This window comes from Rhizobium sp. BK060 (assembly GCF_014193145.1).
In the GTDB taxonomy this organism is placed as follows: Bacteria; Pseudomonadota; Alphaproteobacteria; order Rhizobiales; family Rhizobiaceae; genus Rhizobium.
In genome coordinates, this window is record NZ_JACHYW010000006.1 from 112818 (window position 1) to 137118 (window position 24301).

27 protein-coding genes are annotated in these 24301 nt (G+C 61.2%); 15 read left to right on the top strand and 12 right to left on the bottom strand.

The window, feature by feature from the left end; translation table 11 throughout:
* Positions 1-4 precede the first annotated feature (4 nt).
* The 7 genes from FHT71_RS08735 to FHT71_RS08765 form a co-directional block, all read right to left on the bottom strand.
* Positions 5-481, bottom strand: coding sequence for a chemotaxis protein CheW (locus tag FHT71_RS08735; RefSeq protein WP_132589209.1), 477 nt, complete (start codon positions 479-481; stop codon positions 5-7).
* Position 482: 1 nt separating this feature from the next.
* The gene (locus tag FHT71_RS08740) at positions 483-2303 is read right to left on the bottom strand and encodes a methyl-accepting chemotaxis protein (RefSeq protein ID WP_183719472.1); all 1821 of its coding nucleotides are present in this window, start codon (positions 2301-2303) and stop codon (positions 483-485) included.
* Between the two features lie 211 nt (positions 2304-2514).
* Complete coding sequence (locus FHT71_RS08745; protein ID WP_132589207.1) at positions 2515-4209, bottom strand: methyl-accepting chemotaxis protein; 1695 nt, start codon at positions 4207-4209, stop codon at positions 2515-2517.
* Positions 4210-4234: 25 nt separating this feature from the next.
* The gene (locus FHT71_RS08750) at positions 4235-4738 is read right to left on the bottom strand and encodes a chemotaxis protein CheW (RefSeq protein ID WP_132589206.1); all 504 of its coding nucleotides are present in this window, start codon (positions 4736-4738) and stop codon (positions 4235-4237) included.
* The gene (locus FHT71_RS08755; protein WP_132589205.1) at positions 4735-6795 is read right to left on the bottom strand and encodes a chemotaxis protein CheA; all 2061 of its coding nucleotides are present in this window, start codon (positions 6793-6795) and stop codon (positions 4735-4737) included. The genes FHT71_RS08750 and FHT71_RS08755 overlap by 4 nt, the downstream gene beginning before the upstream one ends.
* Positions 6792-7160 carry a response regulator gene (locus FHT71_RS08760; protein ID WP_132589204.1) on the bottom strand — a complete coding sequence of 123 codons (369 nt, stop codon included), beginning with the start codon at positions 7158-7160 and terminating at the stop codon, positions 6792-6794. Before FHT71_RS08760 ends, FHT71_RS08755 begins: the two co-directional genes overlap by 4 nt.
* Positions 7157-7486: an STAS domain-containing protein gene (locus tag FHT71_RS08765; protein WP_132589203.1), complete on the bottom strand. Its 330-nt coding sequence runs from the start codon at positions 7484-7486 to the stop codon at positions 7157-7159. The genes FHT71_RS08760 and FHT71_RS08765 overlap by 4 nt, the downstream gene beginning before the upstream one ends.
* A 342-nt stretch (positions 7487-7828) precedes the next feature.
* On the opposite strand from FHT71_RS08765, the gene FHT71_RS08770 reads away from it, so the two are divergent.
* Positions 7829-9559: a chemotaxis protein gene (locus FHT71_RS08770; protein WP_132589202.1), complete on the top strand. Its 1731-nt coding sequence runs from the start codon at positions 7829-7831 to the stop codon at positions 9557-9559.
* Position 9560: 1 nt separating this feature from the next.
* Here FHT71_RS08770 and FHT71_RS08775 read toward each other — a convergent pair whose 3' ends face one another.
* Both FHT71_RS08775 and FHT71_RS08780 read right to left on the bottom strand, forming a co-directional pair.
* Positions 9561-10643 carry a tetratricopeptide repeat protein gene (locus tag FHT71_RS08775; protein WP_132589201.1) on the bottom strand — a complete coding sequence of 361 codons (1083 nt, stop codon included), beginning with the start codon at positions 10641-10643 and terminating at the stop codon, positions 9561-9563.
* Between the two features lie 10 nt (positions 10644-10653).
* On the bottom strand, positions 10654-11307 hold the full coding sequence (locus FHT71_RS08780) for a thiamine phosphate synthase (RefSeq protein WP_132589200.1): 654 nt from the start codon (positions 11305-11307) through the stop codon (positions 10654-10656).
* A gap of 108 nt (positions 11308-11415) precedes the next feature.
* On the opposite strand from FHT71_RS08780, the gene FHT71_RS08785 reads away from it, so the two are divergent.
* Positions 11416-12180, top strand: coding sequence for a sulfite exporter TauE/SafE family protein (locus tag FHT71_RS08785; RefSeq protein ID WP_132589199.1), 765 nt, complete (start codon positions 11416-11418; stop codon positions 12178-12180).
* Between the two features lie 68 nt (positions 12181-12248).
* Positions 12249-12509 carry a metalloregulator ArsR/SmtB family transcription factor gene (locus tag FHT71_RS08790; protein ID WP_007802507.1) on the top strand — a complete coding sequence of 87 codons (261 nt, stop codon included), beginning with the start codon at positions 12249-12251 and terminating at the stop codon, positions 12507-12509.
* 154 nt (positions 12510-12663) lie between these two features.
* Here FHT71_RS08790 and FHT71_RS08795 read toward each other — a convergent pair whose 3' ends face one another.
* Positions 12664-12837, bottom strand: coding sequence for a DUF465 domain-containing protein (locus tag FHT71_RS08795; protein ID WP_007802505.1), 174 nt, complete (start codon positions 12835-12837; stop codon positions 12664-12666).
* Between the two features lie 229 nt (positions 12838-13066).
* Between FHT71_RS08795 and FHT71_RS08800 the strand changes: the two genes are divergently transcribed.
* From FHT71_RS08800 to FHT71_RS08835, 8 genes are all read left to right on the top strand, one after another.
* On the top strand, positions 13067-13270 hold the full coding sequence (locus tag FHT71_RS08800) for a DUF465 domain-containing protein (RefSeq protein WP_007527435.1): 204 nt from the start codon (positions 13067-13069) through the stop codon (positions 13268-13270).
* A 16-nt stretch (positions 13271-13286) separates the two neighbouring features.
* Entirely contained in the window at positions 13287-13781 is a 495-nt protein-coding gene (gene purE / locus FHT71_RS08805) for a 5-(carboxyamino)imidazole ribonucleotide mutase (protein WP_007802503.1), read from the top strand.
* Positions 13778-14854, top strand: coding sequence for a 5-(carboxyamino)imidazole ribonucleotide synthase (locus FHT71_RS08810; RefSeq protein ID WP_132589198.1), 1077 nt, complete (start codon positions 13778-13780; stop codon positions 14852-14854). Before purE ends, FHT71_RS08810 begins: the two co-directional genes overlap by 4 nt.
* Positions 14855-15018: 164 nt before the next feature.
* On the top strand, positions 15019-15144 hold the full coding sequence (ykgO, locus tag FHT71_RS08815; protein WP_003566454.1) for a type B 50S ribosomal protein L36: 126 nt from the start codon (positions 15019-15021) through the stop codon (positions 15142-15144).
* A 103-nt stretch (positions 15145-15247) separates the two neighbouring features.
* Positions 15248-15862, top strand: a complete 615-nt coding sequence (locus FHT71_RS08820; RefSeq protein ID WP_007802498.1) for a hypothetical protein — start codon at positions 15248-15250, stop codon at positions 15860-15862.
* Between the two features lie 64 nt (positions 15863-15926).
* A complete protein-coding gene (locus tag FHT71_RS08825; protein ID WP_132589197.1) occupies positions 15927-16991 on the top strand; it encodes an alpha/beta hydrolase in 1065 nt (354 codons plus the stop codon).
* Between the two features lie 105 nt (positions 16992-17096).
* On the top strand, positions 17097-18836 hold the full coding sequence (gene ggt / locus FHT71_RS08830; RefSeq protein WP_183719474.1) for a gamma-glutamyltransferase: 1740 nt from the start codon (positions 17097-17099) through the stop codon (positions 18834-18836).
* 205 nt (positions 18837-19041) lie between these two features.
* The gene (locus tag FHT71_RS08835) at positions 19042-20016 is read left to right on the top strand and encodes a threonine/serine dehydratase (protein WP_183719476.1); all 975 of its coding nucleotides are present in this window, start codon (positions 19042-19044) and stop codon (positions 20014-20016) included.
* A 30-nt stretch (positions 20017-20046) separates the two neighbouring features.
* On the opposite strand, the gene FHT71_RS08840 is transcribed toward FHT71_RS08835, so the two are convergent.
* A complete protein-coding gene (locus tag FHT71_RS08840; RefSeq protein ID WP_183719478.1) occupies positions 20047-20844 on the bottom strand; it encodes an SDR family oxidoreductase in 798 nt (265 codons plus the stop codon).
* A 118-nt stretch (positions 20845-20962) separates the two neighbouring features.
* On the opposite strand from FHT71_RS08840, the gene FHT71_RS08845 reads away from it, so the two are divergent.
* A complete protein-coding gene (locus FHT71_RS08845; protein WP_183719480.1) occupies positions 20963-21907 on the top strand; it encodes a GlxA family transcriptional regulator in 945 nt (314 codons plus the stop codon).
* On the opposite strand, the gene FHT71_RS08850 is transcribed toward FHT71_RS08845, so the two are convergent.
* Positions 21898-22827, bottom strand: coding sequence for a LysR substrate-binding domain-containing protein (locus tag FHT71_RS08850; protein ID WP_132589192.1), 930 nt, complete (start codon positions 22825-22827; stop codon positions 21898-21900). The two genes, FHT71_RS08845 and FHT71_RS08850, sit on opposite strands and share 10 nt — an antisense overlap.
* A gap of 108 nt (positions 22828-22935) precedes the next feature.
* Between FHT71_RS08850 and FHT71_RS08855 the strand changes: the two genes are divergently transcribed.
* The 3 genes from FHT71_RS08855 to FHT71_RS08865 are packed head-to-tail and all read left to right on the top strand — an operon-like array spanning position 22936 to position 24301.
* Positions 22936-23355 carry a tautomerase family protein gene (locus tag FHT71_RS08855; protein ID WP_132589191.1) on the top strand — a complete coding sequence of 140 codons (420 nt, stop codon included), beginning with the start codon at positions 22936-22938 and terminating at the stop codon, positions 23353-23355.
* Positions 23352-23741, top strand: coding sequence for a cupin domain-containing protein (locus tag FHT71_RS08860; protein WP_132589190.1), 390 nt, complete (start codon positions 23352-23354; stop codon positions 23739-23741). Before FHT71_RS08855 ends, FHT71_RS08860 begins: the two co-directional genes overlap by 4 nt.
* Positions 23742-23749: 8 nt before the next feature.
* A complete protein-coding gene (locus FHT71_RS08865) occupies positions 23750-24301 on the top strand; it encodes a DUF4865 family protein (RefSeq protein ID WP_132589189.1) in 552 nt (183 codons plus the stop codon).

Sequence of the window (24301 nt, forward strand, 5' to 3'; positions counted from 1 at the left end):
CCTCTCAGGCGGCCGATTGCAAGACAGAGGCGTCTTCGCGCGACAAAAGCCGCCCGAGATCGACGATGACGACAAAGCCGCCTTCCCGGCGCACCACGCCGGCGATGTAGTCGGAGCGCCAGCGCACGCCGATGTCAGGCGCCGCTTCGATCTGGTCACGCCGGAATGGTGTGACTTCGAAGACGCGGTCGGCAACGAGGCCGAGGGTCAGCGTCCTGTTCTCCATCGCAATGTCGAGGACCAGAACGCGCGTGTGCGGCGTCGGGATCGTCTTCGACATGCCGAGCTTCAGCCGGAGGTCGATGGTCGGCACTCCCTGGCCACGCACTTCGCGAAGGCCAAGGAGATAATCTGGACCGTTCGGAATCTTGAAGGCTTCCGCATAGTCGAGGATTTCCCGCACCACCTCCACCGGCACGGCGAAGGTTTCCTCGCCAAGGCTGAAGGTTACAAACTGCGCTTCCAGGGATGCCGTTGCCATATTATGCGCTTTCCTTGAACTCGGCGTCGCCGTCATCCGGCCCGCCCATGGACATGTCGAGTGCGAAACCCTTCGCGCGGGCCTGCTGGGCTGCGACGGAATTTGCCGGCGATGCTGCCTTTGCGGCCGGCTTGCGCGGTGCGGCGGCAACCGGGCTGCGAAGGCTGATGCGAGCGGACGGAGTGCGGCTCTGACGGCTGCCGGCCATATCGACCTTGAAGAAGGCGATCGAGGTCTGCAGCTCTTCAGCCTGGCTTGCAAGCTCCTCCGAGGTCGCCGACATCTGTTCGGAGGCACCGGCATTCTGCTGTGTCACCTTGTCGAGCTGCTGGATCGCCTCATTGATCTGCGAGGCGCCGACATCCTGCTCGCGGCACGCGGCGCTGATCTCCGAGACAAGTTCCGCCGTCTTGCGGATATCGGGAACAAGACTACCCAGCATGTCACCGGCGTCGCTCGCCGCCTTTACCGTGTCACTCGACATGGCGCTGATCTCGGCGGCAGCGGACTGGCTGCGCTCGGCAAGCTTGCGCACCTCGGAAGCAACGACCGCAAAGCCTTTGCCATGTTCACCAGCACGCGCCGCCTCGACAGCCGCGTTAAGGGCGAGCAGATCGGTTTGCCGCGCGATTTCCTGAACGATGCCGATCTTCTCAGCAATCGTGCGCATCGCATTGACGGCGCGGGAAACAGCATCGCCGCTGGCCTCGGCGTCCTTGGCAGACTGGCGCGCGATCTTCTCGGTCTGGGCGGCGTTGTCGGCATTCTGCTTGATGTTTGCGGCCATCTCTTCCATCGCGGCGGAGGCTTCCTCGGCCGAGGCCGCCTGCTCCGTCGCGCCCTGGGAGACCTGCTCCGAACTCGCGGACAGTTCCTGGCTGCCGGCCGAAACATTCTCTGCTGCGGAGATTGCGTCGGCGACAACGCCACGCAGGCGCTCGACCATCTGCTCGAGTGCGATACCGAGGGTGTCCTTGTCGGAGAGCGGCTTCGGCGACACTGTCAGGTCGCCATTGGCGATCTGATTGGCGATGCCTGCAGTGACGCGAAGGTTGTCGGTCATTTTCGTCATCGAGGTAACGAGATCGCGGATTTCGTCATTGCTCTTGTGCTCGATACTCTGGTCCAGGTCCCCGATGCTTACGGCATCGACGAGATCGACTGCACGCTTCAGGCCACGAGAGATGTTGAGCGAGATCCAGGTGGCGCAGCCCAGCGAGAAGAGAATCAACGCGACTGTCATCGAGACAAGAAGTCGCCGCGAATTCGTATATTGGACGTTGGTTTCCTGATCCGTTTCATTGACATTGCCGGCGATGGTATCCCGCATGTCTTGCATGACCTTGAGCGCCTTATTCATCAGCTCGCGGCCTTCCTTCATCGTCAGACCGGCGGCCTCGGTATTCGATTCTGTCGTATTTTGCGTTGCCAGATCGGCAATTCGCTTTTGTATAGGCATGTATTGGTCGTAGATCGCCGCGAACTGGGCAGCCTGCGCACGCACGTCGGGATCGGCAGAGACTTCGAGTTTTGCCGACAGTTCCCTGATCGTGCTCTGTCGGTCGAGCATCAATTTCACGAAATCGGCGATCTCGGCTGGATTGGTATTCATGATCGCATTCTTTTCGGCGCGAACTGCGCCGTTGACCGTGTCGCTGAGGACCGACACGTTTTGCAGGTCATTGATCGGTTCAGCGACCATCTGTGTGATTGCCGAATTCAATGAGGAGAGATTGAAGATGGCGAGGCCGGCCATCGCTCCGCTGAGCAGAATGACAGCGGCGAAGACTAAAGCCAGCTTGAGCTTTATCGTCAGACGCATGGATAGACTCCAGAGACTTGATATTTTGAGGAAAATTCCACTGTCACCTCGACCGGTATCCTGATGACGCGTGCGGCTATTGCGATGCAATGAAGAGTCTTGCCTCTACTCTTGCGTGAATGGGTGACGGAGCCAACCACGCTTCCAACGATGGCATCCGTTGTGCATCGGCGGTGTTGAGGCCAGTCGCCCGGCCGCAACGTTCACGGGATCATGCGCTTTGGCGAAAATCGTCGTCGCCGGCGTCAGGACCGCCCATCGACATGTCGAGTGCAAAGCCCTTCACCCGCGCCTGCTGGGCGGCAACGGTTCGGTTGGCGGCGGGGGCCACGGACGCGTTACGCGCCGTTGCGACCGGGGCGGGCTTGGCAGATGCCTTGGGCCGTGGATTCTTGGCGCTGAGCCTCGCGCCTGCCGTGTCAACCTTGAAGAAGGCGATCGAAGCCTGCAGCTCTTCGGCCTGTGCCGCCAGTTCTTCGGAGGTTGCCGACATCTCTTCGGATGCGCCGGCATTCTGCTGCGTCACCTTGTCGAGCTGCTGGATCGCTTCGTTGATCTGCGAAGCGCCGATATCCTGTTCGCGGCATGCCGCGCTGATTTCGGAGACGAGTTCAGCGGTCTTCCTGATATCAGGCACCAGGCGGCTCAGCATATCGCCGGCATTGCTCGCTGCCTTGACGGTGTCGCTCGACATGGCGCTGATCTCGGCGGCGGCCGACTGGCTGCGCTCTGCAAGCTTGCGCACCTCAGAAGCAACGACCGCAAAGCCCTTGCCATGCTCGCCGGCACGCGCTGCCTCGACAGCCGCGTTGAGGGCAAGGAGGTCCGTCTGCCGGGCGATTTCCTGGACGATGCCGATTTTCTCGGCAATCGTCCGCATGGCATCGACGGCGCGGGTGACAGCTGCACCGCTCTCTTCCGCGTCTTTGGCGGACTGGCGAGCGATCTTCTCCGTCTGGGCGGCATTGTCGGCATTCTGCTTGATGTTGGCCGCCATCTCCTCCATCGAGGCCGAGGCTTCTTCAGCGGAAGCAGCCTGTTCGGTGGCACCCTGGGAGACCTGTTCTGAGCTCGCAGACAGCTCCTGGCTGCCGGCCGAGACGTTCTCCGATGCCGAAAGCGCATCGGCAACCACGCCGCGAAGGCGCTCTATCATGACATTGACGTTGCCAAGCAGTTCGCCGATTTCGTCGCGATTGGTGACTTCTGCGGTCTTCGTTAGATCGCCTTCGGAAACCTCGCGGACGATCGTGTTCGCACGGGCGAGCCCCTTGGCGATGCTGCTGGCAATCCAGAACGCCGTCGCCGCCCCAACCAGCAAGGCGACGACCACCGAGATGATCATCGTCAGGAGCGTTTCCTGATACTTCGCCTCGGCATCGTCGTCGGCCGTTTCCATCCGTTGCTTTTCGAGGGAGAGGATCTCCGCCAGAACGGCGTCGATCTCGTTTGCCGAGCTGCGTGCGGTGGTCACGGAAATATTGGTCGCCGCGTCGATATTGCCTGCCTTCATATAGCCGCGGATCTGATCGTCAGCCTCGAAGAACTTTTTGGAGAGCGCAGAGATGTGCTCCCAGCGCGGCCTGCCCTGTTCCGTTGCAATCTTCAAAACGGCAGCGAGCGAGTCCGCGAATTCCTTGCGCCCTGCATCACCCTTCGCAATCGCGCCCTCGATTTCGTCAGCGTCCTTGGCCATCAGCAGGTTCTTCTGCTGCCGGATCGCCTGCAATTGGCCGATATTGATTTCCTGCGCCAGCTCAAGGCGCGCCGCAGGGCCGTTCAACACGGCGCCAATCGAGTCGTTCAGCCCGCTCAGGCTCATGATGGAGTAGGCTGATGTGCCCAATAACATAAGGATAATGAAGGTGAACGCTGTCACCAGCTTTGTCTTGATCGTCAGTCGCATCTTTTAACCCCTTAGATGACCGTGCCTAGTTGGCCGCTCCTGATGTGTCGTGTCGCGATGAGAAGATCGCCCGCAGATTGGGGAGGATGATGAACTCGCCCCCACGCTTGACGAGGCAGTTGATGTAGTCGGCGCGCCAGCGCATACCGACGCTTGGCGGCGGCTCGCTGGCCGCCTTGTTCAGCGTCGTGACCTCGTTGACCTTGTCGGTTCGCAGGCCGACGAGCGTCGCCTCTCCCTGCAGGTCGATTTCAATCACGATGATCCGGCTGTCGATCGTCGCTTCCGTCGCCTCCATACCGAAGGCAAGGCGCAGGTCGGCAAGCGGAATGACCTTGCCGCGGAAGTTGATGACGCTGGCAACGAAGGGCTGAGCGCCTGGCACCCCGGTTTCGGGCAGGAGATCAAGAATCTCCTGCACGATCACCGCCTCCAGCGCGAATGTCTCGCCATTCATGTCAAAGGTGAGAACCTCGACTTCGTCGGCATAGTCCCAATGGCTATCGAACTTTTCTGCTGCCGCGTTCATCCCGCCGCCCTCTTTTGCGCTTCCTGCTGCTGACCGGCGGCCACGAGATGGCCGACGTCGAGAATTAGAGCGACGCTGCCGTCACCGAGGATCGTCGCCCCCGAGAAGGTCTGCACGTCGTTGTGGAGCTTGGACATCGACTTGATCACCGTCTGGTGGTCGCCGATGATCTGATCAACGACGAGGCCGACGCGCTCCGTGCCGGTCGAGATCACAACGACCTTCTGATGCACATCCGGCTTGGTACCGGTGCGGAAGAGATCGCGCAGCCGGAGGAATGGAACCAGGCTATCGCGCAGCGAGATAAAGCTGCGTCCGCGCGAACGCAGGTCGTCTTCGAGCGAGAGTTCGAGGCATTCCTCGACCGCCGAGAGCGGGATCACGTAGCGGCCCGAGCCGACGCGCACGAGCAAGCCATCGATGATGGCGAGCGTCAGCGGAATACGAAGCGAAACCTCGGATCCCTGCCCCGGCATACTTTCGACATCGATCGCGCCGCGAAGCGCTTCAACGGTTTTCTTCACCACATCCATGCCGACCCCGCGGCCTGAAAGATTGGTGATCTGCGCGGCGGTAGAGAAGCCGGGTGCGAAGATCAGCTGCAGCAGCTCGGAGTCCGAAAGCGGCTGGCCGGGCGCGATCAGACCGGAGGCCTCCGCTCTGGCGCGGACGCGCTCGCGATTGATACCACGGCCATCGTCCTTGATTGAGATGATCACCTCGCCGCCCGCCTGGCGGGCTGACAAGGTGACGGTTCCGGCTTCGGCCTTGCCGGCGGCGAGACGGTCCTGCGGCGTTTCCAGCCCGTGATCGATAGAGTTGCGCACCAGATGCACCAGCGGATCGGCCAACCGTTCAATGACTGTCTTGTCGACCTCCGTGCTTTCGCCTTCCGTCACCAGTTCGATGACCTTACCGGTCTCCCGCGCCAGATCGTGAACGAGGCGACGAAAGCGCGAAAACAGAGTGGCGACCGGCACCATGCGCAGCACCATCATTGTGTCACGCAGCTCGCCGGAGAGGCGCTCGATCTCTTCGGAAACGGAGCGCAGCTCAATATCCGCGCTGGCACTGGCAAGCTGACTGAGGCGCGACTGCGCAATGACAAGCTCGCCGACACGGTCCATCAGTTCGTCGAGACGTTCGGCCGGAACGCGAACGTTTTCCGCAGCCTTCGCCTGGCGATGATCGGAAGCCGTTCCCGCATCTCGCTTCGCGGGAACGGCTTCGACGGGCTTGAAGTCCGGCGTGACCATGGGCGGAACCGCAACTGGCTCGACCGGCAAGGCAACGACAGAGACGGCGGGCGGCTCGCTGGCAATCTGGGCTTCAACGGGACCGTCGATTTCCTCAACGTCCAGTTCCATGTCGTCCATCACGAAGATGAACACGTCGTCGATGGCAGAGCGATCCTGCTTGCTCGTCAGCACCACGTCCCAGGAGACGTAAAGCTCGGTTGGCACCAACTCGCCGAGCGGCGGAATGGCAGCAATGTTGGCGCGTATCGTGCACTCACCGAGATCGCGCAGCTCATCGAGAAGGCCAAGAGGGTTGGTGCCGTTTGCCATCGCATTCGATGGAAGGCTGAAGCGGATGCGCCATGTGGTCGTCTTCTTTGCCGGGCTCGCTGGCGCCGATGCAAGGGCGATGGCTGCAGCCGTTGCGCTCGTCGTCGCACTGCCTTGGCCGCCGACCGCTGTGTGCAGCTGGGCAAGCAGCTTCTGGCCCGTATCGCCGTGATCAGCATCGGGCTGATCGACGAGCGCTCGCATGTGATCTTGTGCGGCCAAAACCGCCGCGACCAGTTCGGCCGTCGCCGGCACTTCGCCTTTTCGAACCCTATCGAAGGCCGTTTCGCAATGGTGGGTAAAGGCAGCCAGCGCCTCGAAGCCGAACATCGCGCCTGAGCCCTTGAGGGTGTGCAGGCCGCGGAAGACCGCGTCCACCAGATCCTTGTCGTCAAGCTGATGCGTCAGGTCCAGGAGACCGGCCTCGATCGTCTCAAGGCATTCGGCCGCCTCCGTCCGAAAGACCGCGACTGGGTCGAGCGTACTCATTTGCCGAGCACCTTTCTGATGATCTTCACCAGGTTCTCCGGATCGAAGGGCTTGGTCAGCCAGCCCGTCGCGCCGGCCGCCTTGGCACGTGCCTTCAGATCAGTATCGGACTCTGTCGTGAGGAAGATGATCGGCACGCCCGTATGGGTCGGAAGCTTGCGAAGCTCCTCGATCATGGTCAGGCCGTCCATGACGGGCATATTCAGGTCCGTGACGATCAGATCGAAATGCGTCGACTTCGCGGTCGCCAGCCCTTCGGCTCCATTGACGGCCTCGGTCACCGAGTAGCCGGCGTTGGTCAGCGTGACCTTCGTGGTGAGGCGGATGCTTGCGGAATCGTCTACAGTCAGAATGTTTGCGCTCATGGCGTCACCTCTTTATGCAACCAGAATTTAGCGTCGTCAGGGTTGAAAGCGTCGAGGAACCCTGCGCGCTCAAGCACCTTCAGAACGTGCCCCTTGGCGGGCGAGGAAAGTGTGATCGACTTGTTCTGCGCCTTTGCCTGCCGACGAGCGGACTCGATGAGCTGGATGAAACTCAGATCCGCTTCGGCATGTTCGGAAATGTCGATGACAAGTGAATTATTACTATCGATACTTGTAGTAATTTTTGAGAATATCTCAGATATATTCCTAACAAGCAAAGCATCATTAAATGATACTGTCTCGTTATATTGGCTAAATGTACTCAACTCAGCCTCCTGGGATGGAGAAATACTTCCAAGCCCCAAAAGGACTCTCATGGCAGGCTTAACAGCGGGTAAAGTTTGGTTGTCGGAACATGCAATTAAGGCGTGTCCAGACTCCCTGAATTATTACCTGGTATAAATTATAATGAGGCTCACTCGTTTTGTGTAACTATCTGTTTTACATAAAAAATATGAAAGTCTTTATTATCGCTTCGGTCGTGGCGTCATATTTTTTACACGCTGTTAAGCACAACATTGACGAGTCCGGGACGTTTACCCGCTGTTTCCCTCCGGCCCCTAAAAATGGAGTCAAAATTTGCCAGTGTTATAAGTAAAGGAAATAACGTGACGAACGGGGCGACATCGGCACTTCTGGCATTTCAGGCTTCAGGATCGGGCATCAGCGAGACGCTCGAAGCGGCCCGCAGCCAGGTCGAGGAACGTTTCCTCGAAGGCGGCACGGCGTTGCTTTCGGTCATGGATGGTCTCAACCGTTTGTTGAGCTCACTCGACAATGTCACAAAGGCGCTGGACGCCAACGAGTCGAGCGATACGGGTGCGGATCTGCGCTCGACGGTCAAGAGCCTGACCGGTCTGCAGATCGCCGAAAAGGCGCGCCAGAATGCCCTCTCCTCGCTTGCCGACACGGGCAATTCGTTGCGCAAACATGTCGCTGATATGCAGGAGACGATGCGCTATCTGCGCACCTTTGCAGTGACTGCCAAGATCACCGGCGCCGGTCTTCCCGAATTCGCCGGCTTCGCACAGGAAATCCTCGAGCGCATCTACTCCGGAACGGCTGAAGTCAACGGTTTTGCCGCCCATCTCGACAGGCTCGAGAAGGAAGTCAAAGTCGCGCTGAGCTTTGGCGCAGCGACCGCGCGCAGCTATTCCGAGACAGTGCCCGACGTTGCGCGAGCGTTGCAGGACGACGCCCGGAAGATTGCCGAACACCGAAAAAACCTCGCGGCTATCGCCCACGATGTCTCGGCAATTGCCCGTGGTATTCAGAGCAAGGTGGCCTCCACGCTGTCTGCGCTGCAGGTTGGAGACATCACCCGCCAACGGATCGAGCATGTCCAGGGCACTTTTGCACTCCTCGACGAGTTCCTCGATGGAGAAGACGGACGCAAGCTTGGTGCGGATGCACGCCGGCGCCTGGAGAATGTCGTTCATCATCTGACGGCCGCGCAGATGAACGATATGTGCAAGGATTTTCATCGCGACTCACAGAATGTCGTCAAGACGATCGCGAGCTTTGGTCAGGATACTCAGGAGATCCTGCGCCTGCGCGATCAGATGAGCGGCGGCGGTCACGGGAATTTCATGCGCGCGCTAGAGTCGAGCGTCTGCGCCGCGCACGAGATCGTCAAGCAGGTGGACCAAGCGGCCCAGCAGGCCGATCAGGTAAGCCAATCGACGCTCGGCACCGCCGCCAAACTCCTGGAATCCATCGGCAACATCCGTGTGGTCAAGACCGACATCCACTACATGGCGTTGAATACAAACCTGCGCTGCAGCCGTTTGGGCGAAGAAGGAAAATCAATCAACGTTGTCACGGCGGAGCTGCGCATCTTTGCGGCCAAACTCGACGAATCCGCCGATGGGATCGTCAACGGACTGCCGACACTGGAAGCGGCAGCCGGCCGGATTGCGCCCGCCGGTACAGACAACGCCGTCGGTCTCGGCGACAACCTGACATCAGCCGTTGGCAACATCCGTGCTGCCGCCGACACGATGGAAGACGAGCTCAAGGTTCTCTCCGAGCACGGCCGCGAAGTGGCGAACAAGATCAGCTTGTTGATCGGCAAGCTGGATTTCGAGCGTGATCTCGGCGATGTGCTGGCGCGCTGCGCCGAGGTGCTTGAGGATGCCGCCGGCGCCGAAATCGCTGACATTTCGGACATTGCCGACGTGGTGGCACCGCTCGATCGGAAGATCTTCAAGCTCTATACGATGGTGCAGGAGCGCAACGTCCACCGCGACATCATTCCCGCCATGGAAGAAACGGCTGCGACGGTTGTCGAGACGAAAGTCGAGGACGACGAAGACCGCTTCGCCGACGCGCTCTTTTAAATCACTGGATCCGGCGGAACTTGTTGGCGGCCTCGATCGCCGCCTTCTGCTGATCTTCCTCGATGCCGAGGTAGAAGTCTTCGAGGGCCGGGTCAGGCAGGCCGGCCCGACGCGACAGGACATACCATTTTGCGGCTTCGACAGGATCTGGCTTGGTTCCAAGTGCATTGATGTAGAGATGCGCCAGCTTGTTTTGCGCAACCACGTTTCCGCGATTGGCGGCAAGCCGCAACCACTGGAAACCCTTGACGAAATCGCGCGGTCCATTCTGACCGTTGATCAACCACGTACCAAGATCGACCTGGGCCGTGTCGTAGCCGGCATGCGCTGCGCGCGCCATCCATTCGCGCGCCAGCTGCTTCTTTTCCTCCGGCAGATCAGGCAGCGAGGAGTAAATCTCCGCCACTGCATATTGCGCGTCCGCGATGCCCTGTTCGGCAGCCTTCTCATAGTAAGGCAAGGCGAGCTTCAATCCCTTGTCGCCCGGATTGTCAGCTGTCAGGATCTGGCCCCAATTGAACTGCGCCGAGGCATTTCCGGCGTCAGCCGCCTTGTGCATATATTCGTCGGCCTTAGCCTTGTCGCGCTTGACGAACCGGCCCTCGATCAGCATCAGCGAATATTTGAACATCGCAGCGGCGTCGCCGCCCTCCGCGCCCTTGCTGTACCAGAAGGCCGCGTTCTTCATGTCGCGCTTGACGCCCAGCCCATCCGCCAGAAGTTCACCCATAAGCGTCTGAGCGGCCGGATCACCGAGCTGCGCCCGCGGCAGAGCCCTTTCCATCGCGGTCAGATAGTAGCCACGCTGATAGGCGCCGTAGGCGTCGTCGACCGGCCCCTTGTAGTCTTTTTCCGGGGGTAGGTCGGGCAGCTTCGCACCCATGCGGTCGAAAACCCCGACGCCCGTCGACGGTCCGGTGCCGTCTGTCTGCGGCCGCCCAGTTTTCAGCGACTCGGGAGCGGTCGCGAGCGGCCGGGTCACGATGTTGTCAACCGTCTGGGCCGAAACGCCATGCGTCAGCCCCGCCAGAATGACGGCGGCCAAGGCAGCGGAAAGGCGCAAATAGCGGGACAGGATCGGCATGAGCGCGATATCAATCCTCAAACCGTGGCGCTTTTTCGTCCAAGAGCGCATTGACCTCGGCGACGACGGAGGGCGCACGGCCAGCGTCCTCGAAAACCGCAAGCCGCAGCGCCACGAACTCCGCACCGGTCTCTGCCACCGCCAATGCGGAAGCCGGATCCGTGCCGCCCATCACAATGCAGGGAATCTCAATCATCGAGGCCCACCACTCACCGAGTGCCAGGTTCTTGGGGTGCGCTTCCGGCTTGATGTCGCCGTCGAGCTTGCCGAAGAAGATATAGTCCGGCCGCTCCTCGCCGATCTCCAGCGCATGGTGCCGGTCGGCGGCATTGCCGCCGCCGACGATCAGCTTGTCGGCATACTTGTCGATCGCCTCGGAGATTTCGCTGGCCGGTCCGGTCAGATGCAGGCCATCCGCTTTGGTCCGCCCGACGACGCGGCTGTCGCCTGCAAGCAGGGCGGCTGCGCCCGCATCCTGAATAATTGGAACCAGCTTCTCGGCGTGCTTTTGGAATTCGCCATCGTTGAGACCGTATTGCGGCACAATCACCGAGGCGACGTCACCGCCCTTTAACGCATCCCCGACAATCTTTGCCTGCTCATCGGCATCAGCGATATCGGGGACGATCAGAACTAGGCGGCAGCGGTTTTCCGGTTCGGTCATCAACTCTTTCCATTTACAGCGGAACAGGCCGTTTCGCGGCCCTTTTGCACTCGTCTTGTGTGAGTAGTTCCGTTAGACGGGGCTGGCAAGGGGAGGATTTTCAAAAGCATGCCGATGGAACTGTCATTTTACTACGCCGCCGTTCCCGCTGTCATCTTGGTCGGACTTGCGAAAGGCGGAATGGGCGACGCACTGTCGCTGATCGGGCTGCCCTTTCTCGCTCTCGTCGTCTCGCCCGTCCAGGCGGCAGCGATCCTGCTGCCGATCCTCATCTTCATGGACATGATCTCGCTGGTGATCTGGCGCAAGCACGGCGACTGGACAACCCTGAAGATAATGCTGCCGGGAGCATTGTTCGGCATCGCGCTCGGCTGGGCGACGTCGGCGCTCGTTCCCGGCAACGTGCTTCGCGTCGTCATCGGCGTCGTCACCGTCCTCTTTTGCCTTCGCTATTTCTGGAACAACTACGGCCCCGGTGCCGGAAAGCACACGCCGCCCCACGAGCAACGGCCGCTGCTTGCGACAATCTGGGGAAGCCTGTCCGGCTATGGCAGTTTCGTCGCGCACGCAGGCGGGGCACCCTTCCAAATCTACGCCCTGCCGCTGCAGATGCAACCGCGCGAATATACCGGCACCAGCGTCCGCTTCTTCGCAATCCTCAACGCCGTCAAGCTCGTCCCCTACTTCGCGCTCGGCCAGCTCGACACACAGAACCTTGCCACCTCGGCCACGCTTCTGCCGTTTGCACCGCTTGCGACGATCGCCGGTGCCTGGTGCGTACGTCGCATGAGGCCCGCCATCTTCTATCCTTTCATGTATGCCATGGCCCTGATTGCCGCCGTGCTGATAGCCAAGGAAGGCTTGGGATTCTGACAATTTTGGGTTTCGTTGCGCCGCACAATTTCCTTGCCCGATTGCGCCGATTGACGTAGCTTTTCGCCATGTCGAACACGGATCCCTTCACTGCGATAGCCGATCCCCACCGGCGCTTCCTGCTGGAAGAACTTCGACGTGCGCCAAAGACCGTGAACGAGCTGGCCGAAGGGCTCCCCATCAGCCGCCCAGCCGTCTCCCAGCACCTCAAGGCGCTGCTGGATTGCAATCTGGTTTCGGTCACCGCAGAGGGCACGCGACGCATCTACGCGGTCAACAATCGCGGCTTCGACAGGCTCAATCTCTGGCTCGACCAGTTCTGGGCTTAGCCCGACCGCTCAAATGAAAGACGCCGGCTCGCGACTTTCCGTCGGAACCGGCGTCATAATCGCCTGTCGAACACGAACTACTCTAAGCTTTTGATGAAATTGGAGTTTCGCCCTCCTCGCCTAGGGCCGCGCTCGATGATTTATTGCATCCTACTCAATGGAAGGATGATTTAAGGCGCTCAATCTCGTCCTTGATCCGCAATTTTCTGCGTTTGCACTCAGCTACTTCATTATCGTTTCGGGAGGGGGATATCATAAGCGAATGCAACTCCTCCTCGAGAGCAACATGCTTTTTCTGGAGTGACTCAAGATGAGCTTGAACAGTCATTTGACCCTTCCTTCCTCTTACCTCTCCCCGGCCAACACCGCCGGAGATCCAAGGCGTCAACCTTTCGACTGTGACATATTTTTGAAGCCTTGTCGAAGGTGAAAACAAGGAGAACACGTGGCAAAATCATGACGAACAGCCGCTAGCCGTTACCTCGATTTGGTGATAGGAGCTTGCGGAAATCATCGGCAGAACGGACGATGTCCGAAGACGGTTATGGGGAATGCATATGGCCGATCAGGAACAGGCGGAAATCAGGCTCATGGTCGCAAGACTGCGCCAGGAGCACGAGGACTACGATGCGGCCATCAACGCCATGATTGCCACCGGATGCGACGCATTGCGCATCCAGCGCATGAAGAAGAAGAAACTGGTCATCAAGGACAAGCTGACGAAGCTTGAGGACCAGATCATCCCTGACATCATCGCCTGAAGGGAATGCCGTGACGATGACAGACAGACCACCCGTTGCCATCATCATGGGAAGCCAGTCCGATTGGGAGACCATGAAAAACGCCGCCGATACGCTGGAGGCGCTCGAAATTCCCTATGACGCGCGCATCATATCAGCCCATCGCACGCCGGATCGCCTGGTGAACTTCGCCAAGACCGCCCGCGACGAAGGTTTCAAGGTGATCATTGCAGGCGCCGGCGGCGCGGCCCACCTGCCCGGCATGGCCGCGGCCATGACACCGCTTCCCGTTTTCGGCGTCCCGGTTCAATCCAAGGCGCTGTCCGGTCAGGACAGTCTTCTTTCCATCGTTCAGATGCCGGGCGGCATCCCGGTCGGGACACTTGCCATCGGCAAGGCCGGCGCAATCAACGCCGCCCTTCTGGCCGCTGCAGTTCTGGCATTGTCGGACGAGGACATTGCCGAGCGGCTCGACGACTGGCGCGAGCGCCAGAGCGCGGCCGTTGCCGAATATCCGATGGACGACCTATGACCGTAAGAACGATTGGCATCATCGGCGGCGGTCAGCTCGGTCGCATGCTTGCCATGGCCGCAGCACGACTGAACTTCCGCACCGTCGTCCTGGAACCGCAGGCCGGCTGTCCGGCCGCACAGGTTGCCAACGAACAGATCACAGCGGCCTATGACGACGCTGCAGCGCTCGCAGAACTGGCAAAGGCTTGCGACGTCGTCACATACGAGTTCGAGAACGTCCCCGTTTCGGCTGCCGAGACGCTGGCGAACAATGTCCCAGTCTACCCGCCCCCGAAAGCATTGGAAGCCGCGCAGGACCGACTCGTCGAGAAGCGCTTCATCAATGATTGCGGCATCCTCACCGCAAGATTTCACGCCGTCGACAGTCAGGCCAATCTCGAGGCTGCTCTGGCGGACTTCGGCGGCCAGGGCGTCCTCAAGACCCGCCGCCTTGGCTATGACGGCAAGGGACAGAAAGTGTTTCGCTCCGCAGCCGATACGCCGGACGGCGCCTTTGCAGCGCTCGGCGGCGTACCGCTCATTCTCGAGAGCTTCGTCCACTTCGAACGCGAGATCTCGATCATCGCGGCGCGCGCAACCGACGGCACCGTTGTCTGCTACGACCCTGCCGAAAATGTTCACCGCGATGGCATCCTGCATTCCTCGACGGTGCCCGCGTCCATCTCGGCGGAAACTGCAGCTTCCGCTCGCGAAGCCGCTGAGAAGATTCTGGCGGCGCTCGGCTATGTCGGTGTCATCGGCATCGAATTCTTCGTACTCGCCGACGGCAGCCCGATCGCCAATGAAATGGCGCCCCGTGTCCACAACTCCGGTCACTGGACGGAAGCCGCCTGCGTCATCTCGCAATTCGAGCAGCATATCCGCGCGGTTGCAGGCCTGCCCCTCGGCAATACCGACCGCCACTCGGACTGCGTGATGCAGAACCTGATCGGCGACGATATTCTGGCGCTCCCGGACTGGCTGCGGCGGACGGACACGCTGGTTCACCTCTACGGCAAGACGGAATCGCGTCCCGGCCGCAAGATGGGGCACGTCACCACATTGACCGCAAAATTGCCGGCTTTTCCCTGACAAAAGCCGCTTCGGCCATGGGAAAAACACCGTCATGTGGTTGACACAGGCAAGTCGCCGGGTTATCTGCACGCCCAACCTGAAGAGCGCGCCCCGAGCGCGCTTTTGAATGTAATAGATACGGGCGAATGTGAATTCCCCCTCAAACATCGCGGATCAAAACAATGAAGATCAAGAATTCGCTCAAGTCGCTCAAGGCTCGTCATCGTGACAACCGCCTGGTTCGCCGCAAGGGCCGCATCTACATCATCAACAAGCTGAACCCGCGCTTCAAGGCTCGCCAGGGCTGATATAGCGCGCCTGGACGGCTTCGTGGCATTTGCCCATGACTGCCCAGGGATTGCCGCGGCAATCAAATCAAATTGCTTTGATCTTCGGCGATGGCGGGCTAGTATGCCCGCCATGCGCTTTTTTGCTATGACTTGCGCGGCGCTGCCGCTGTCCCTTGCCCTGCTCGCTACCGTTTTTCCCGCCGCCGCCGCGGAAAAGGAAGTCATCGTCGAGCAGCCGGACGCAAACCTTACACCCAAGCAGCATCTGGATCAGCTCCATGCGCAGCTGAAGCGCGAACGCGATCCGGACAAGGCAAGCAGTATCGCCGACGAAATCCGCACCGTCTGGAACGACTCGGGGAGTGCTACCGTCAACCTCCTGATGCAATGGGCCGACAAAGCGATCCAGGAGAAGCGCACCGCTGCCGCCCTCGACTTTCTCGATCAGGCTATCGCCCTCAAGCCGGACTACGCCGAAAGCTGGAATCGCCGGGCCACGCTCAACTACGCCAATGACAGCTATCGCAAGTCGATGTCCGACATCGAGCATGTGCTCGACCTCGAGCCACGGCACTTCGGCGCACTCTCCGGCATGGCGGCCATTCTAACCGAAACGGGAAATGACCAGTTGGCCCTAAAGGCCTGGGAGCGTTTCCTGGAGATCTATCCGGCCAATCGAAGCGCCCAGGAACAGATGAACACACTCTCCGAAAAGCTGGCCGGCAGCCGCACCTGATCTTGACGGTGAACCACGCGGCCCAATCTTACGTATCGGTTACGTGATTTCAGCAGATATTGCCATGCTTGCCGAAGCTTCCGCTTTTCTTGCCCCTGTCGTCGCCGCCATCGGCTACTCCTCCTATAAGAGGCGGCAATTTGAGGCCAGCTACCCGAACATCGGCCAACTCACGGATATCGGCGGCTACCGGCTGAACGCCGTTCACGTCCCTCGCCCCAAGACCGCCGATCTGCCCCCGCTCGTGTTCATCCATGGCGCGGCCGGCAATCTGCTTGATCAGGTCGGCGCCTTCCTGCAGCCCCTGGAAGGCCGTGCGGAAATGCTGTTCGTCGACCGGCCGGGGCACGGCTACTCGGAGCGCGGCGGCCCGGAGAATGCCCTGCCCTCCGGGCAGGCGGATGCGATCGCAAAACTCATGGAACAGCGCGGGATCAAGCGGGCGATTGTCGTCGGCCATTCCTTCGGCGGCGCCATTGCGGCCGCCTTCGGAGTCCGGCATCCAGATATGACCGAGGGGCTGCTCTTTCTCGCCCCGGCGACGCATCCTTGGCCTGGCGGCATCGACTGGTACTATCATCTCGCGGTGATGCCCATCCTCGGTTGGCTCTTCAATCACGCCGTTGTCGTGCCGCTCGGCTTGCGACGGTTGGAGCAGGCGACGATGAATGTCTTCCGTCCTAATCCGCGCCCTGAAGACTATATAGCCAGAACAGGCCCCACGCTCGTGCTGCGCCCGCAAGCTTTTTACAATAACGCCATCGATTGCATACGCCTGCTCGACTATCTCAAGGCACATTCCCCGCAATATTCTAAGATCACCGCCCCGACCGTCATCATCACCGGCGACAGCGATGCCATCGTTTGGGAGCACCTTCATTCGCAAGGACTGGCCCGTGACATCGCCGGCTCCGAGTTGGTGAGGATCCGTGGCCTCGGCCACAAGCCGGACTATGTCGTCACCGATGTCGCCATTGCCGCGATGGAGAAGATCGGCGGGGCGGTTTGCGATCTCCAAGCTGCCGCACGCCAGGCCGAACGTCGCCTGGCGCATGAAGGGCCCGCATTGCCGACAGACCTTGCCGCACCCTTCGGCGGACTGACGCCACCCATGGCAACGGGAAACTGACGTTTCCGCGAAACCCGGACCGAACACACTTTAGCAGACGGCCGTGCATTGCCTAGCGCTCGCCGCGTCCCATATCCATCGCACCGTCATGCTTTGAGGGAAGCCATGGATCACCCCCACATCAGACTATTTGCCGTCGTCGCCGCGCTGTCACTCGCTCTCGCACCGCCGACGCTCGCTGCCTCGCCCACGCCCGTTGAGGCCGAGCACGGCATGGTTGTAACCGCCCAGCACCTGGCAACCGATGTCGGCGTCGATGTGCTGAAGAGCGGCGGCAATGCTGTCGATGCCGCAGTCGCCGTCGGCTACGCGCTCGCCGTCGTTTATCCGACGGCCGGCAATATCGGCGGCGGTGGCTTCATGACAATCCGCCTGAAAGACGGCAAGACGACATTTCTTGATTTCCGCGAGCGCGCGCCGCTGGCAGCCACCAAGACGATGTATCTCGATGCCAAGGGCGATATCGTCCCTCGTGCCAGCCTCGACGGCTATCTCGCCGTCGGCGTACCCGGCTCCGTGATGGGCTTCGAAATGGCGCGCGAGAAATACGGCACGAAGTCGCGGCAGGATCTCTTGGCGCCGGCGATTCGCTACGCCAAGGAAGGCTTCACGCTGGAACAGGGCGACGTGGCCAGCATCGCCGGCAGCGCCAAGCGGCTCGGTAAGGACGAGGCGGCAGCAAAAGTCTTCCTGAAGGCGGAGGGAAAGCCCTATGCCATCGGCGAAAAGCTCGCGCAACCCGACCTTGCCGCCGTTCTTTCCAACATCGCCGACAAAGGACCTGACGCCTTCTACAAGGGCATGCCGGCCGACGCGATCGTCAAGGCGAGCCAGGCGAAAGGCGGCATTCTCGCAAAGGAGGATTTCGAGCAGTACGCGGTGCGTGAATTGAAACCGGTCGAATGCAGCTACCGCGGCTACGACATCATCTCCTCGCCTCCCCCCTCGTCGGGCGGCGTCATTATCTGCGAAATCCTCAATGTGCTGGAAGACTACCCGCTGTCCTTCCTGGGTTACGGCTCGGCAGAGACAGTTCACCTGATGGTCGAGGCCATGCGCTATGCCTATGTCGACCGCAACGCCGCGCTTGGTGATCCCGATTTCGTCGAGAACCCGGTGTCGGCATTGCTCGACAAGAGCTACGCCAAGGCGATCCGTGCCAAGATCGATCCCTACAAATCAGGCGCTTCAGCCAACTTGAGGCCGCTGGGCGCCAAGGAAAGCGTCGAGACCACGCATTATTCGATCATAGACGATGAAGGAAACGCCGTCGCCGTCACCTACACGCTGAACGGATCCTTCGGCGCCGGCGTTGTGGCCCCCGGCACCGGCATCCTTCTCAACAACGAGATGGACGACTTCACCTCAAAGCCCGGCGTTCCGAACCTCTATGGGCTCGTGCAGGGCGAAGCCAACGCGATCGCACCGAAGAAGACGCCGCTCTCCTCCATGAGCCCGACGATCGTCACCAAGAACGGCAAGCCCTTCATGGTGATCGGCAGCCCCGGCGGCTCACGCATCATCACCATCACCCTCGAGGCGATTTTGAACGTCATCGATTTCGGCATGGACATCAGCCAGGCGGTCAACGCTCCGCGCATCCATCACCAGTGGCAGCCGGACAAGATCTATCTCGAGCCCTACACGCTCTCGCCCGATACGATCCGGGCATTGATCGCGATGGGCCATACGCTGGATGACGGCAGCGGCCCGCCGCAATGGGGACAGGCCGCCGGTATCCTTGTCGGGGGCAAAAGCCTCGCCGATATCGAGAAAGGCGGCGGCGCGCGCTATTATGGCGCGATGGACAGCCGCGCCACCGAGGGTTCCGCCAGCGGCTACTGATCACCGGATACGCGCATGGACGCCACCTCCGAAATCCAGCTCCGCCTGCAACGACTGAGCATTGATGCTGATCGTCTCGTCCTGCCGGATCGTGTCGTAGCGCGATACACGGCCTACACTTTTCGTGTCACGGTGACAAAGTCACCGTTCACAAGCGTCGCGTGTGGTCCTATGCATGGGCGTACCATCATTCGAAAGAGTCTCCATGACCAGCATTGAAATGATCGTTGCCGCCCGCGCCCGCCTGCGCGGACATGCGCGCCGCACGCCGCTACTCTCCTCTCCCTTCATCGACGAGCTTGCCGGACGGCGAGTGTTCGTGAAGGCCGAGTGCCTGCAGCATACCGGCTCCTTCAAATTCCGCGGCGGCTGGTCGGCCGTTTCCGCGCTCGATCCTGCCGTGCGCGCACGCGGCGTCATCGCTTTTTCGTCAGGAAATCACGCGCAGGGTGTTGCGCTCGCCGCGAAGCTGCATGGCATCCCTTCAGTGATCGTCATGCCCTCCGATGCGCCGAAACTGAAGATCGCCAACACCCGTGCGCTCGGTGCCGAAGTCGTGCTCTACGATCGCGCCACACAGGACCGCGACGCGATTGGCGCAGAGCTTTCGGCCGCACGTGGACTGACTCTGATCAAGCCCTTCGACGAGCCCCAGGTGATCGCCGGCCAAGGCACGGCGGGTCTCGAGATTGCAGAACAGGCGGAAGAGGAAGGCATCAAGTCGGCCGAGGTGTTGATCCCCTGCGGCGGCGGTGGCCTGTCATCGGGGATCGCGCTCGCGCTCGAGGCAAGCGCGCCTGCGTTTCGCGTGCGCCCCTGCGAGCCAGATGGCTTCGACGATTTCACGCGGTCGCTTGCCTCGGGCAAGATCGAGCGCAACGCAGCGATGACCGGCTCCATCTGCGATGCGATCATCACCCCGCAGCCCGGCAACATCACCTTCCCGATCCTGCAGCGCCTCGCGGGCGCCGGCGTCGTCGTCACTGACGAGGAGGCGCTCCGTGCCATGGCGCTCGCCTTTGCACGACTGAAGATCGTCGTTGAACCGGGCGGCGCGGTGGCGCTTGCCGCAGCCCTGTTCCATGGCGATCAGCTGGAAGAAGACAACGTGATCGTGGTTACCTCGGGCGGCAACGTCGATGCCGAGATATTCGCGGACGCGCTGGCGCGGCATGGATAGAGGCAGGACAAGCCTGCCTCACCACTTTCCTCACGCAGCCTTGTAGCGCGTAGCCGGTGCCGACCGTGACAGGTTCGGCATCAGCGCCCGGCGTGCATCCTCGTAGGCCTTCAGCAGTCCGGCATCTTCGAGGGCTGGGATGGTCGCGAATTCGCCTTGGTCGAAGCCGATAAGAGCCGCATCCACCATGTCTTCCGCCTGCATGACGATCTCGGTCGGCAGGTGCTCGACCGGCGTGCCGGCGATGCCCCAGAATTCGGTCGCCGTTGCTCCCGGCAGCACGGCCTGGATGCGGATGTTCTTGTCCGCCAACTCATGCTTCAGCGACTGGCTGAAGGTAAGAACGAAGGCCTTGCTGGCCCCATAGACGCCGTTCAGGATTTCGGGCGCGATCGCGACGATCGAGGCGACGTTGATGATCGCACCGCCGCCACGCGCCACAAAACCAGGCACGGCTGCATAGGTCAGCCGCATCAACGCTGTGACGTTGAGATCGACCATCGCCTGCATCTTGTCGACATCGGAGGCCAGCAGCGGCGCGGTGCCGCCGAAACCGGCATTGTTGATGAGAAGCGTGATGCTGCGGTCCGTCTTCAGCACGCCCTCGACACGCGCCAGATCGGCTTGGTTGCCGAGATCGGCGGGGAGCGTCTCGACCGTCCTACCCGTTTCATTGGTCAATTTCGTTGCAAGGTCGGACAGGCGTTCGGCGTTGCGGGCAACAAGAATGAGGTCATAACCACGCGTCGCAAGTCGATGGGCATAGATGGCGCCGATTCCTGACGATGCGCCTGTAACGAGAGCCGTGCCCTTGTGATGATCGGTCATAGTCGTTCTCCATGTCGAGCAACAGCACCTGCTGTCTGCTTGCAAGGAGTCATACGCCCGATTGCCAATGTCTTGAATGTCATATAGACCTCCTTTTAGGACAAACGGAGTTTTGAGCATGCAGCGCATCGCGGTCCTTCTCTTCCCCGGCTTCCAGATGATGAGCCTTGCGGCGATCTCGGCTTTCGAGTTCACCAACCTCGAACTCGACGAACAGGTCTACGACATCTCCTACCTCTCGCAGACAGGAGGACCGGTGCCGGGCTCCTTCGGGGTGACTGTCGAGACGACGCGCTTCGACGATCCTGCCTTCGATACGCTGCTGGTGTCAGGTGCCGTCGGCATCAAACTGCCGACCCCCGGCGAAAGCGACTTCATCCGCAGCGCGCTTGCCGCCTCCCGCCGCGTGGCATCGATCTGCACCGGCGCCTTCCTGCTGGCCGAGGCGGGTGTTCTGGACGGTCGCCGCGCCACGACGCATTGGCTTCTCGCCCGCGAGTTGCAATCGCGCTATCCCAGGATCAAGATCGAGGAAGACCGCATCTTCATCATCGACGGCTCCGTCTGGAGTTCGGCCGGCATGACGGCCGGAGTGGATCTGGCGCTTGCCATGGTCGAGAAGGATCATGGCGCCGAGGTTGCCCGCGCTGTTGCCCGCAAGCTCGTCGTCTACCACCGCCGCGCCGGCGGCCAGTCGCAATTCTCTGCGTTGTTGGAACTGGAACCGAAATCGGACCGGATTCAGAAGGCGCTTGTCCACGCGCGCAGCAACCTGAAGAACGCGCTCTCCGTCGAGGAGCTGGCGGAAGCGGCGCACCTCAGCCCCCGCCAGTTCAGCCGAACGTTCCGGGCCGAGACCGGGCAATCGCCGGCAAAGGCGGTGGAGAACCTGCGCCTCGAGGCCGCGCGGCTGATGATGGAACAGGGCCGGCATCCGATCGATGTCGTTGCCGCCGAAACGGGCTTTGCCGACCGCGAGAGGATGCGCCGCGCCTTCCTGCGCGCCTTCGGTCAGCCGCCGCAGGCGATCCGCCGCAACGCGCGGCGCGAATATCAGGCGTAGGCTCGCGCGGCCGGGCGGACGGCCTGCGGCACGACATCGGCGACGGCCTCGCCGACTGATTGAAGCATGATTGACGCAAGCCGGGCCGCCGCTGGCCCGGGCTCCGCCTCGGCACGATGCAGGACAAGACCGAGCGACGGGAGCTCCGGCAAGCTGGCCTCCTTCGCAACAAGTGGCCTGACCTTCCGGGGCAGTCCGATCGGCGTCCGGATGGTAATGCCGAGGCCTGCGGCCGTCGCCGCCCACAATCCACCAAGGCTCGGGCTGACGAAGGAAAGGCGCCAGGAAATGCCAGCTTCATCGAGCGCCTTCGTTGCCGCGGTGCGCAACAGGCACGGGGCCTCCAGCGAGGCAAGCGGCAGCGGCTCGCCGCTGCCGAGGCTCCAGTCGATCGTCCCTTCCGCCGGTCCGATCCAACGCATCGGGACGTCGGCGATCTTGTCGCAATGTGGCGTCAGCGTGCCATCGCTCCATGCCAGCGCCAGATCGAGCTTTCCCGAGGTGACGCGCTCGATCAGTTCGACATTGCGCACAACCCGTGCCTCGATGCGGACCTTCGGATGCGCACGTGCGAAACGGCCGAGTACATCGGGCAGCAGGGTCTCGCCAAAATCCTCCTGCAATCCGAGCCGCACCCAGCCCTCGAGCTCTATGCTCTGTACGGCGGCAGCCGCCTCGTCATTGAGCTCGAGCAGCCGACGCGCATAGGCCAGCATCGTCTCGCCGGCATCTGTGAGCGCAAGGCCGCGCCCGGCCTTGCGGAAGATCGGCGTTCCTGCCTGTTCCTCCAGCTTCTTCAACTGGGCGCTGACGGCCGAGGTCGAGCGGCCGAGCCGGTCGGCCGCTCTCGCGAAGTTGCCAAGCTCCATTCCGGTCGCAAAGGTCCTCAGCACATCGAGATCGAAGATCGTCCGTCGCAACTAAACAGTCCCGTATTTGTGGATAATTGATCCATAAAATTCCGATTTTATGCATTATCGTGACGTGCGATGCTCCTCCTGTCAAGAACTCACTGAGAGGAGGCTGTCATGCCTTTCGTTCGTATCTCTCTCCTGCGTGGCAAGTCGCCGGAGTACCTTCGCGCCGTTTCGGACAGCATACATCGCGCCATGGTCGAGACGTTCAACGTGCCGGCGACCGACCGCTTCCAGGCTATTCATCAGCATGAAGAGGGCGAACTGATCTTCGATCGCAACTATCTCGCCGGGCCTCGCTCCGACGACTTCGTGCTTTTCGCAATCACCGCGGGGAAGCCTCGCTCGACGGAGGCCCGCCAGACGTTCTTCAAGCGCGCCGCCGAGCTTCTCGGACAGTCGCCCGGCATCCGGCCGGAAGACGTCATGATCGTCGTCACCACCACATCGCCGGATGAGTGGTCGTTCGGCGATGGAAAGGCGCAGATGAGCGAACCGGGCCGGGAAGCCAGCGCATTCGGGAGTGCAGCATGACGGGCAATCCCGAACGCATGACGATCCGCCGGCCAGGGAATGCCGTTCGCTCGCCTGTCGGCAGCGCCACTGCGCCGTTCTGGGTGGAGATGCTGCTGGAGGGAGCAGCCGATGGCGAGAACACGGCGATGCGGGCGAGCCTCGATACCGGTACGATCACCCGCTGGCACGCGCATCCGCGCGGGCAGCTGCTCTATATTCTATCCGGCAAGGGCCTGGCACAGCGCGATGGCGGCGCGATCGAGGAGTTGCGGACCGCAGACGCCGTCTGGTTCGCCGCCGGCGAGAAGCACCGGCACGGTGCCGGACCCGACAGCCCGTTCAGCTATCTCAGCATCCAGGCCGCCGAAGCCGGCCGCTTCGTCGACTGGCTTGAGCCGGTGTAGGTTCTCCCATGATGGCGATGCAATACAGGTTCACCCTGCCGGCCGATTATGACATGTCGATCATCGACCGGCGCATCCGCGACAAGGGGCCGATGCTGGACGGATTTCCCGGCCTCGGTTTCAAGGCCTATCTCAGCGCTCGCAAGGGCGAGTTCGGATCCCGCGAAAACCTCTATGCACCCTTCTATCTCTGGCAGCAGCCGTATGGTGCTAGCGACTTTCTCACCGGACCCGGCTTCGAAGGACTGACACAGTCCTTCGGCTGGCCCCGCGTGAAGACTTGGATCATATGGCACGCCGAAACCGCACCCGCGTTGGCAGATGCTAAATTCGCTGCCGAGGAGGTGATCGCCATCGAGCCCTATTCCGCGCTCGCCGACATCAGAGACGAGGAAGCCAGACGGGCGCAACGCCAAGCACGACAGGCTGACGTCCTCGCCTCGGTTTCAGCCTTCGAGCCGACCAGGTGGACGCTGGTGCGCTTCAGCCTGCAGCGATCGGCTCCGCTCATTGCAGGCTCAAGCCAGATCTATCGGGTCGGGCACGTTTCCCTGCCCTAA

Bases quoted from the DNA above. Each gene is read 5' to 3' on its own strand.
- FHT71_RS08735 (WP_132589209.1), bottom strand. From the start codon at position 481: ATGGCAACGGCATCCCTGGAAGCGCAGTTTGTAACCTTCAGCCTTGGC.
- FHT71_RS08740 (WP_183719472.1), bottom strand. From the start codon at position 2,303: ATGCGTCTGACGATAAAGCTCAAGCTGGCTTTAGTCTTCGCCGCTGTC.
- FHT71_RS08745 (WP_132589207.1), bottom strand. From the start codon at position 4,209: ATGCGACTGACGATCAAGACAAAGCTGGTGACAGCGTTCACCTTCATT.
- FHT71_RS08750 (WP_132589206.1), bottom strand. From the start codon at position 4,738: ATGAACGCGGCAGCAGAAAAGTTCGATAGCCATTGGGACTATGCCGAC.
- FHT71_RS08755 (WP_132589205.1), bottom strand. From the start codon at position 6,795: ATGAGTACGCTCGACCCAGTCGCGGTCTTTCGGACGGAGGCGGCCGAA.
- FHT71_RS08760 (WP_132589204.1), bottom strand. From the start codon at position 7,160: ATGAGCGCAAACATTCTGACTGTAGACGATTCCGCAAGCATCCGCCTC.
- FHT71_RS08775 (WP_132589201.1), bottom strand. From the start codon at position 10,643: ATGCCGATCCTGTCCCGCTATTTGCGCCTTTCCGCTGCCTTGGCCGCC.
- FHT71_RS08780 (WP_132589200.1), bottom strand. From the start codon at position 11,307: ATGACCGAACCGGAAAACCGCTGCCGCCTAGTTCTGATCGTCCCCGAT.
- FHT71_RS08785 (WP_132589199.1), top strand. From the start codon at position 11,416: ATGCCGATGGAACTGTCATTTTACTACGCCGCCGTTCCCGCTGTCATC.
- FHT71_RS08790 (WP_007802507.1), top strand. From the start codon at position 12,249: ATGTCGAACACGGATCCCTTCACTGCGATAGCCGATCCCCACCGGCGC.
- FHT71_RS08795 (WP_007802505.1), bottom strand. From the start codon at position 12,837: ATGACTGTTCAAGCTCATCTTGAGTCACTCCAGAAAAAGCATGTTGCT.
- FHT71_RS08800 (WP_007527435.1), top strand. From the start codon at position 13,067: ATGGCCGATCAGGAACAGGCGGAAATCAGGCTCATGGTCGCAAGACTG.
- purE (WP_007802503.1), top strand. From the start codon at position 13,287: ATGACAGACAGACCACCCGTTGCCATCATCATGGGAAGCCAGTCCGAT.
- FHT71_RS08810 (WP_132589198.1), top strand. From the start codon at position 13,778: ATGACCGTAAGAACGATTGGCATCATCGGCGGCGGTCAGCTCGGTCGC.
- ykgO (WP_003566454.1), top strand. From the start codon at position 15,019: ATGAAGATCAAGAATTCGCTCAAGTCGCTCAAGGCTCGTCATCGTGAC.
- FHT71_RS08820 (WP_007802498.1), top strand. From the start codon at position 15,248: ATGCCCGCCATGCGCTTTTTTGCTATGACTTGCGCGGCGCTGCCGCTG.
- FHT71_RS08825 (WP_132589197.1), top strand. From the start codon at position 15,927: ATGCTTGCCGAAGCTTCCGCTTTTCTTGCCCCTGTCGTCGCCGCCATC.
- ggt (WP_183719474.1), top strand. From the start codon at position 17,097: ATGGATCACCCCCACATCAGACTATTTGCCGTCGTCGCCGCGCTGTCA.
- FHT71_RS08835 (WP_183719476.1), top strand. From the start codon at position 19,042: ATGACCAGCATTGAAATGATCGTTGCCGCCCGCGCCCGCCTGCGCGGA.
- FHT71_RS08840 (WP_183719478.1), bottom strand. From the start codon at position 20,844: ATGACCGATCATCACAAGGGCACGGCTCTCGTTACAGGCGCATCGTCA.
- FHT71_RS08845 (WP_183719480.1), top strand. From the start codon at position 20,963: ATGCAGCGCATCGCGGTCCTTCTCTTCCCCGGCTTCCAGATGATGAGC.
- FHT71_RS08855 (WP_132589191.1), top strand. From the start codon at position 22,936: ATGCCTTTCGTTCGTATCTCTCTCCTGCGTGGCAAGTCGCCGGAGTAC.
- FHT71_RS08860 (WP_132589190.1), top strand. From the start codon at position 23,352: ATGACGGGCAATCCCGAACGCATGACGATCCGCCGGCCAGGGAATGCC.
- FHT71_RS08865 (WP_132589189.1), top strand. From the start codon at position 23,750: ATGATGGCGATGCAATACAGGTTCACCCTGCCGGCCGATTATGACATG.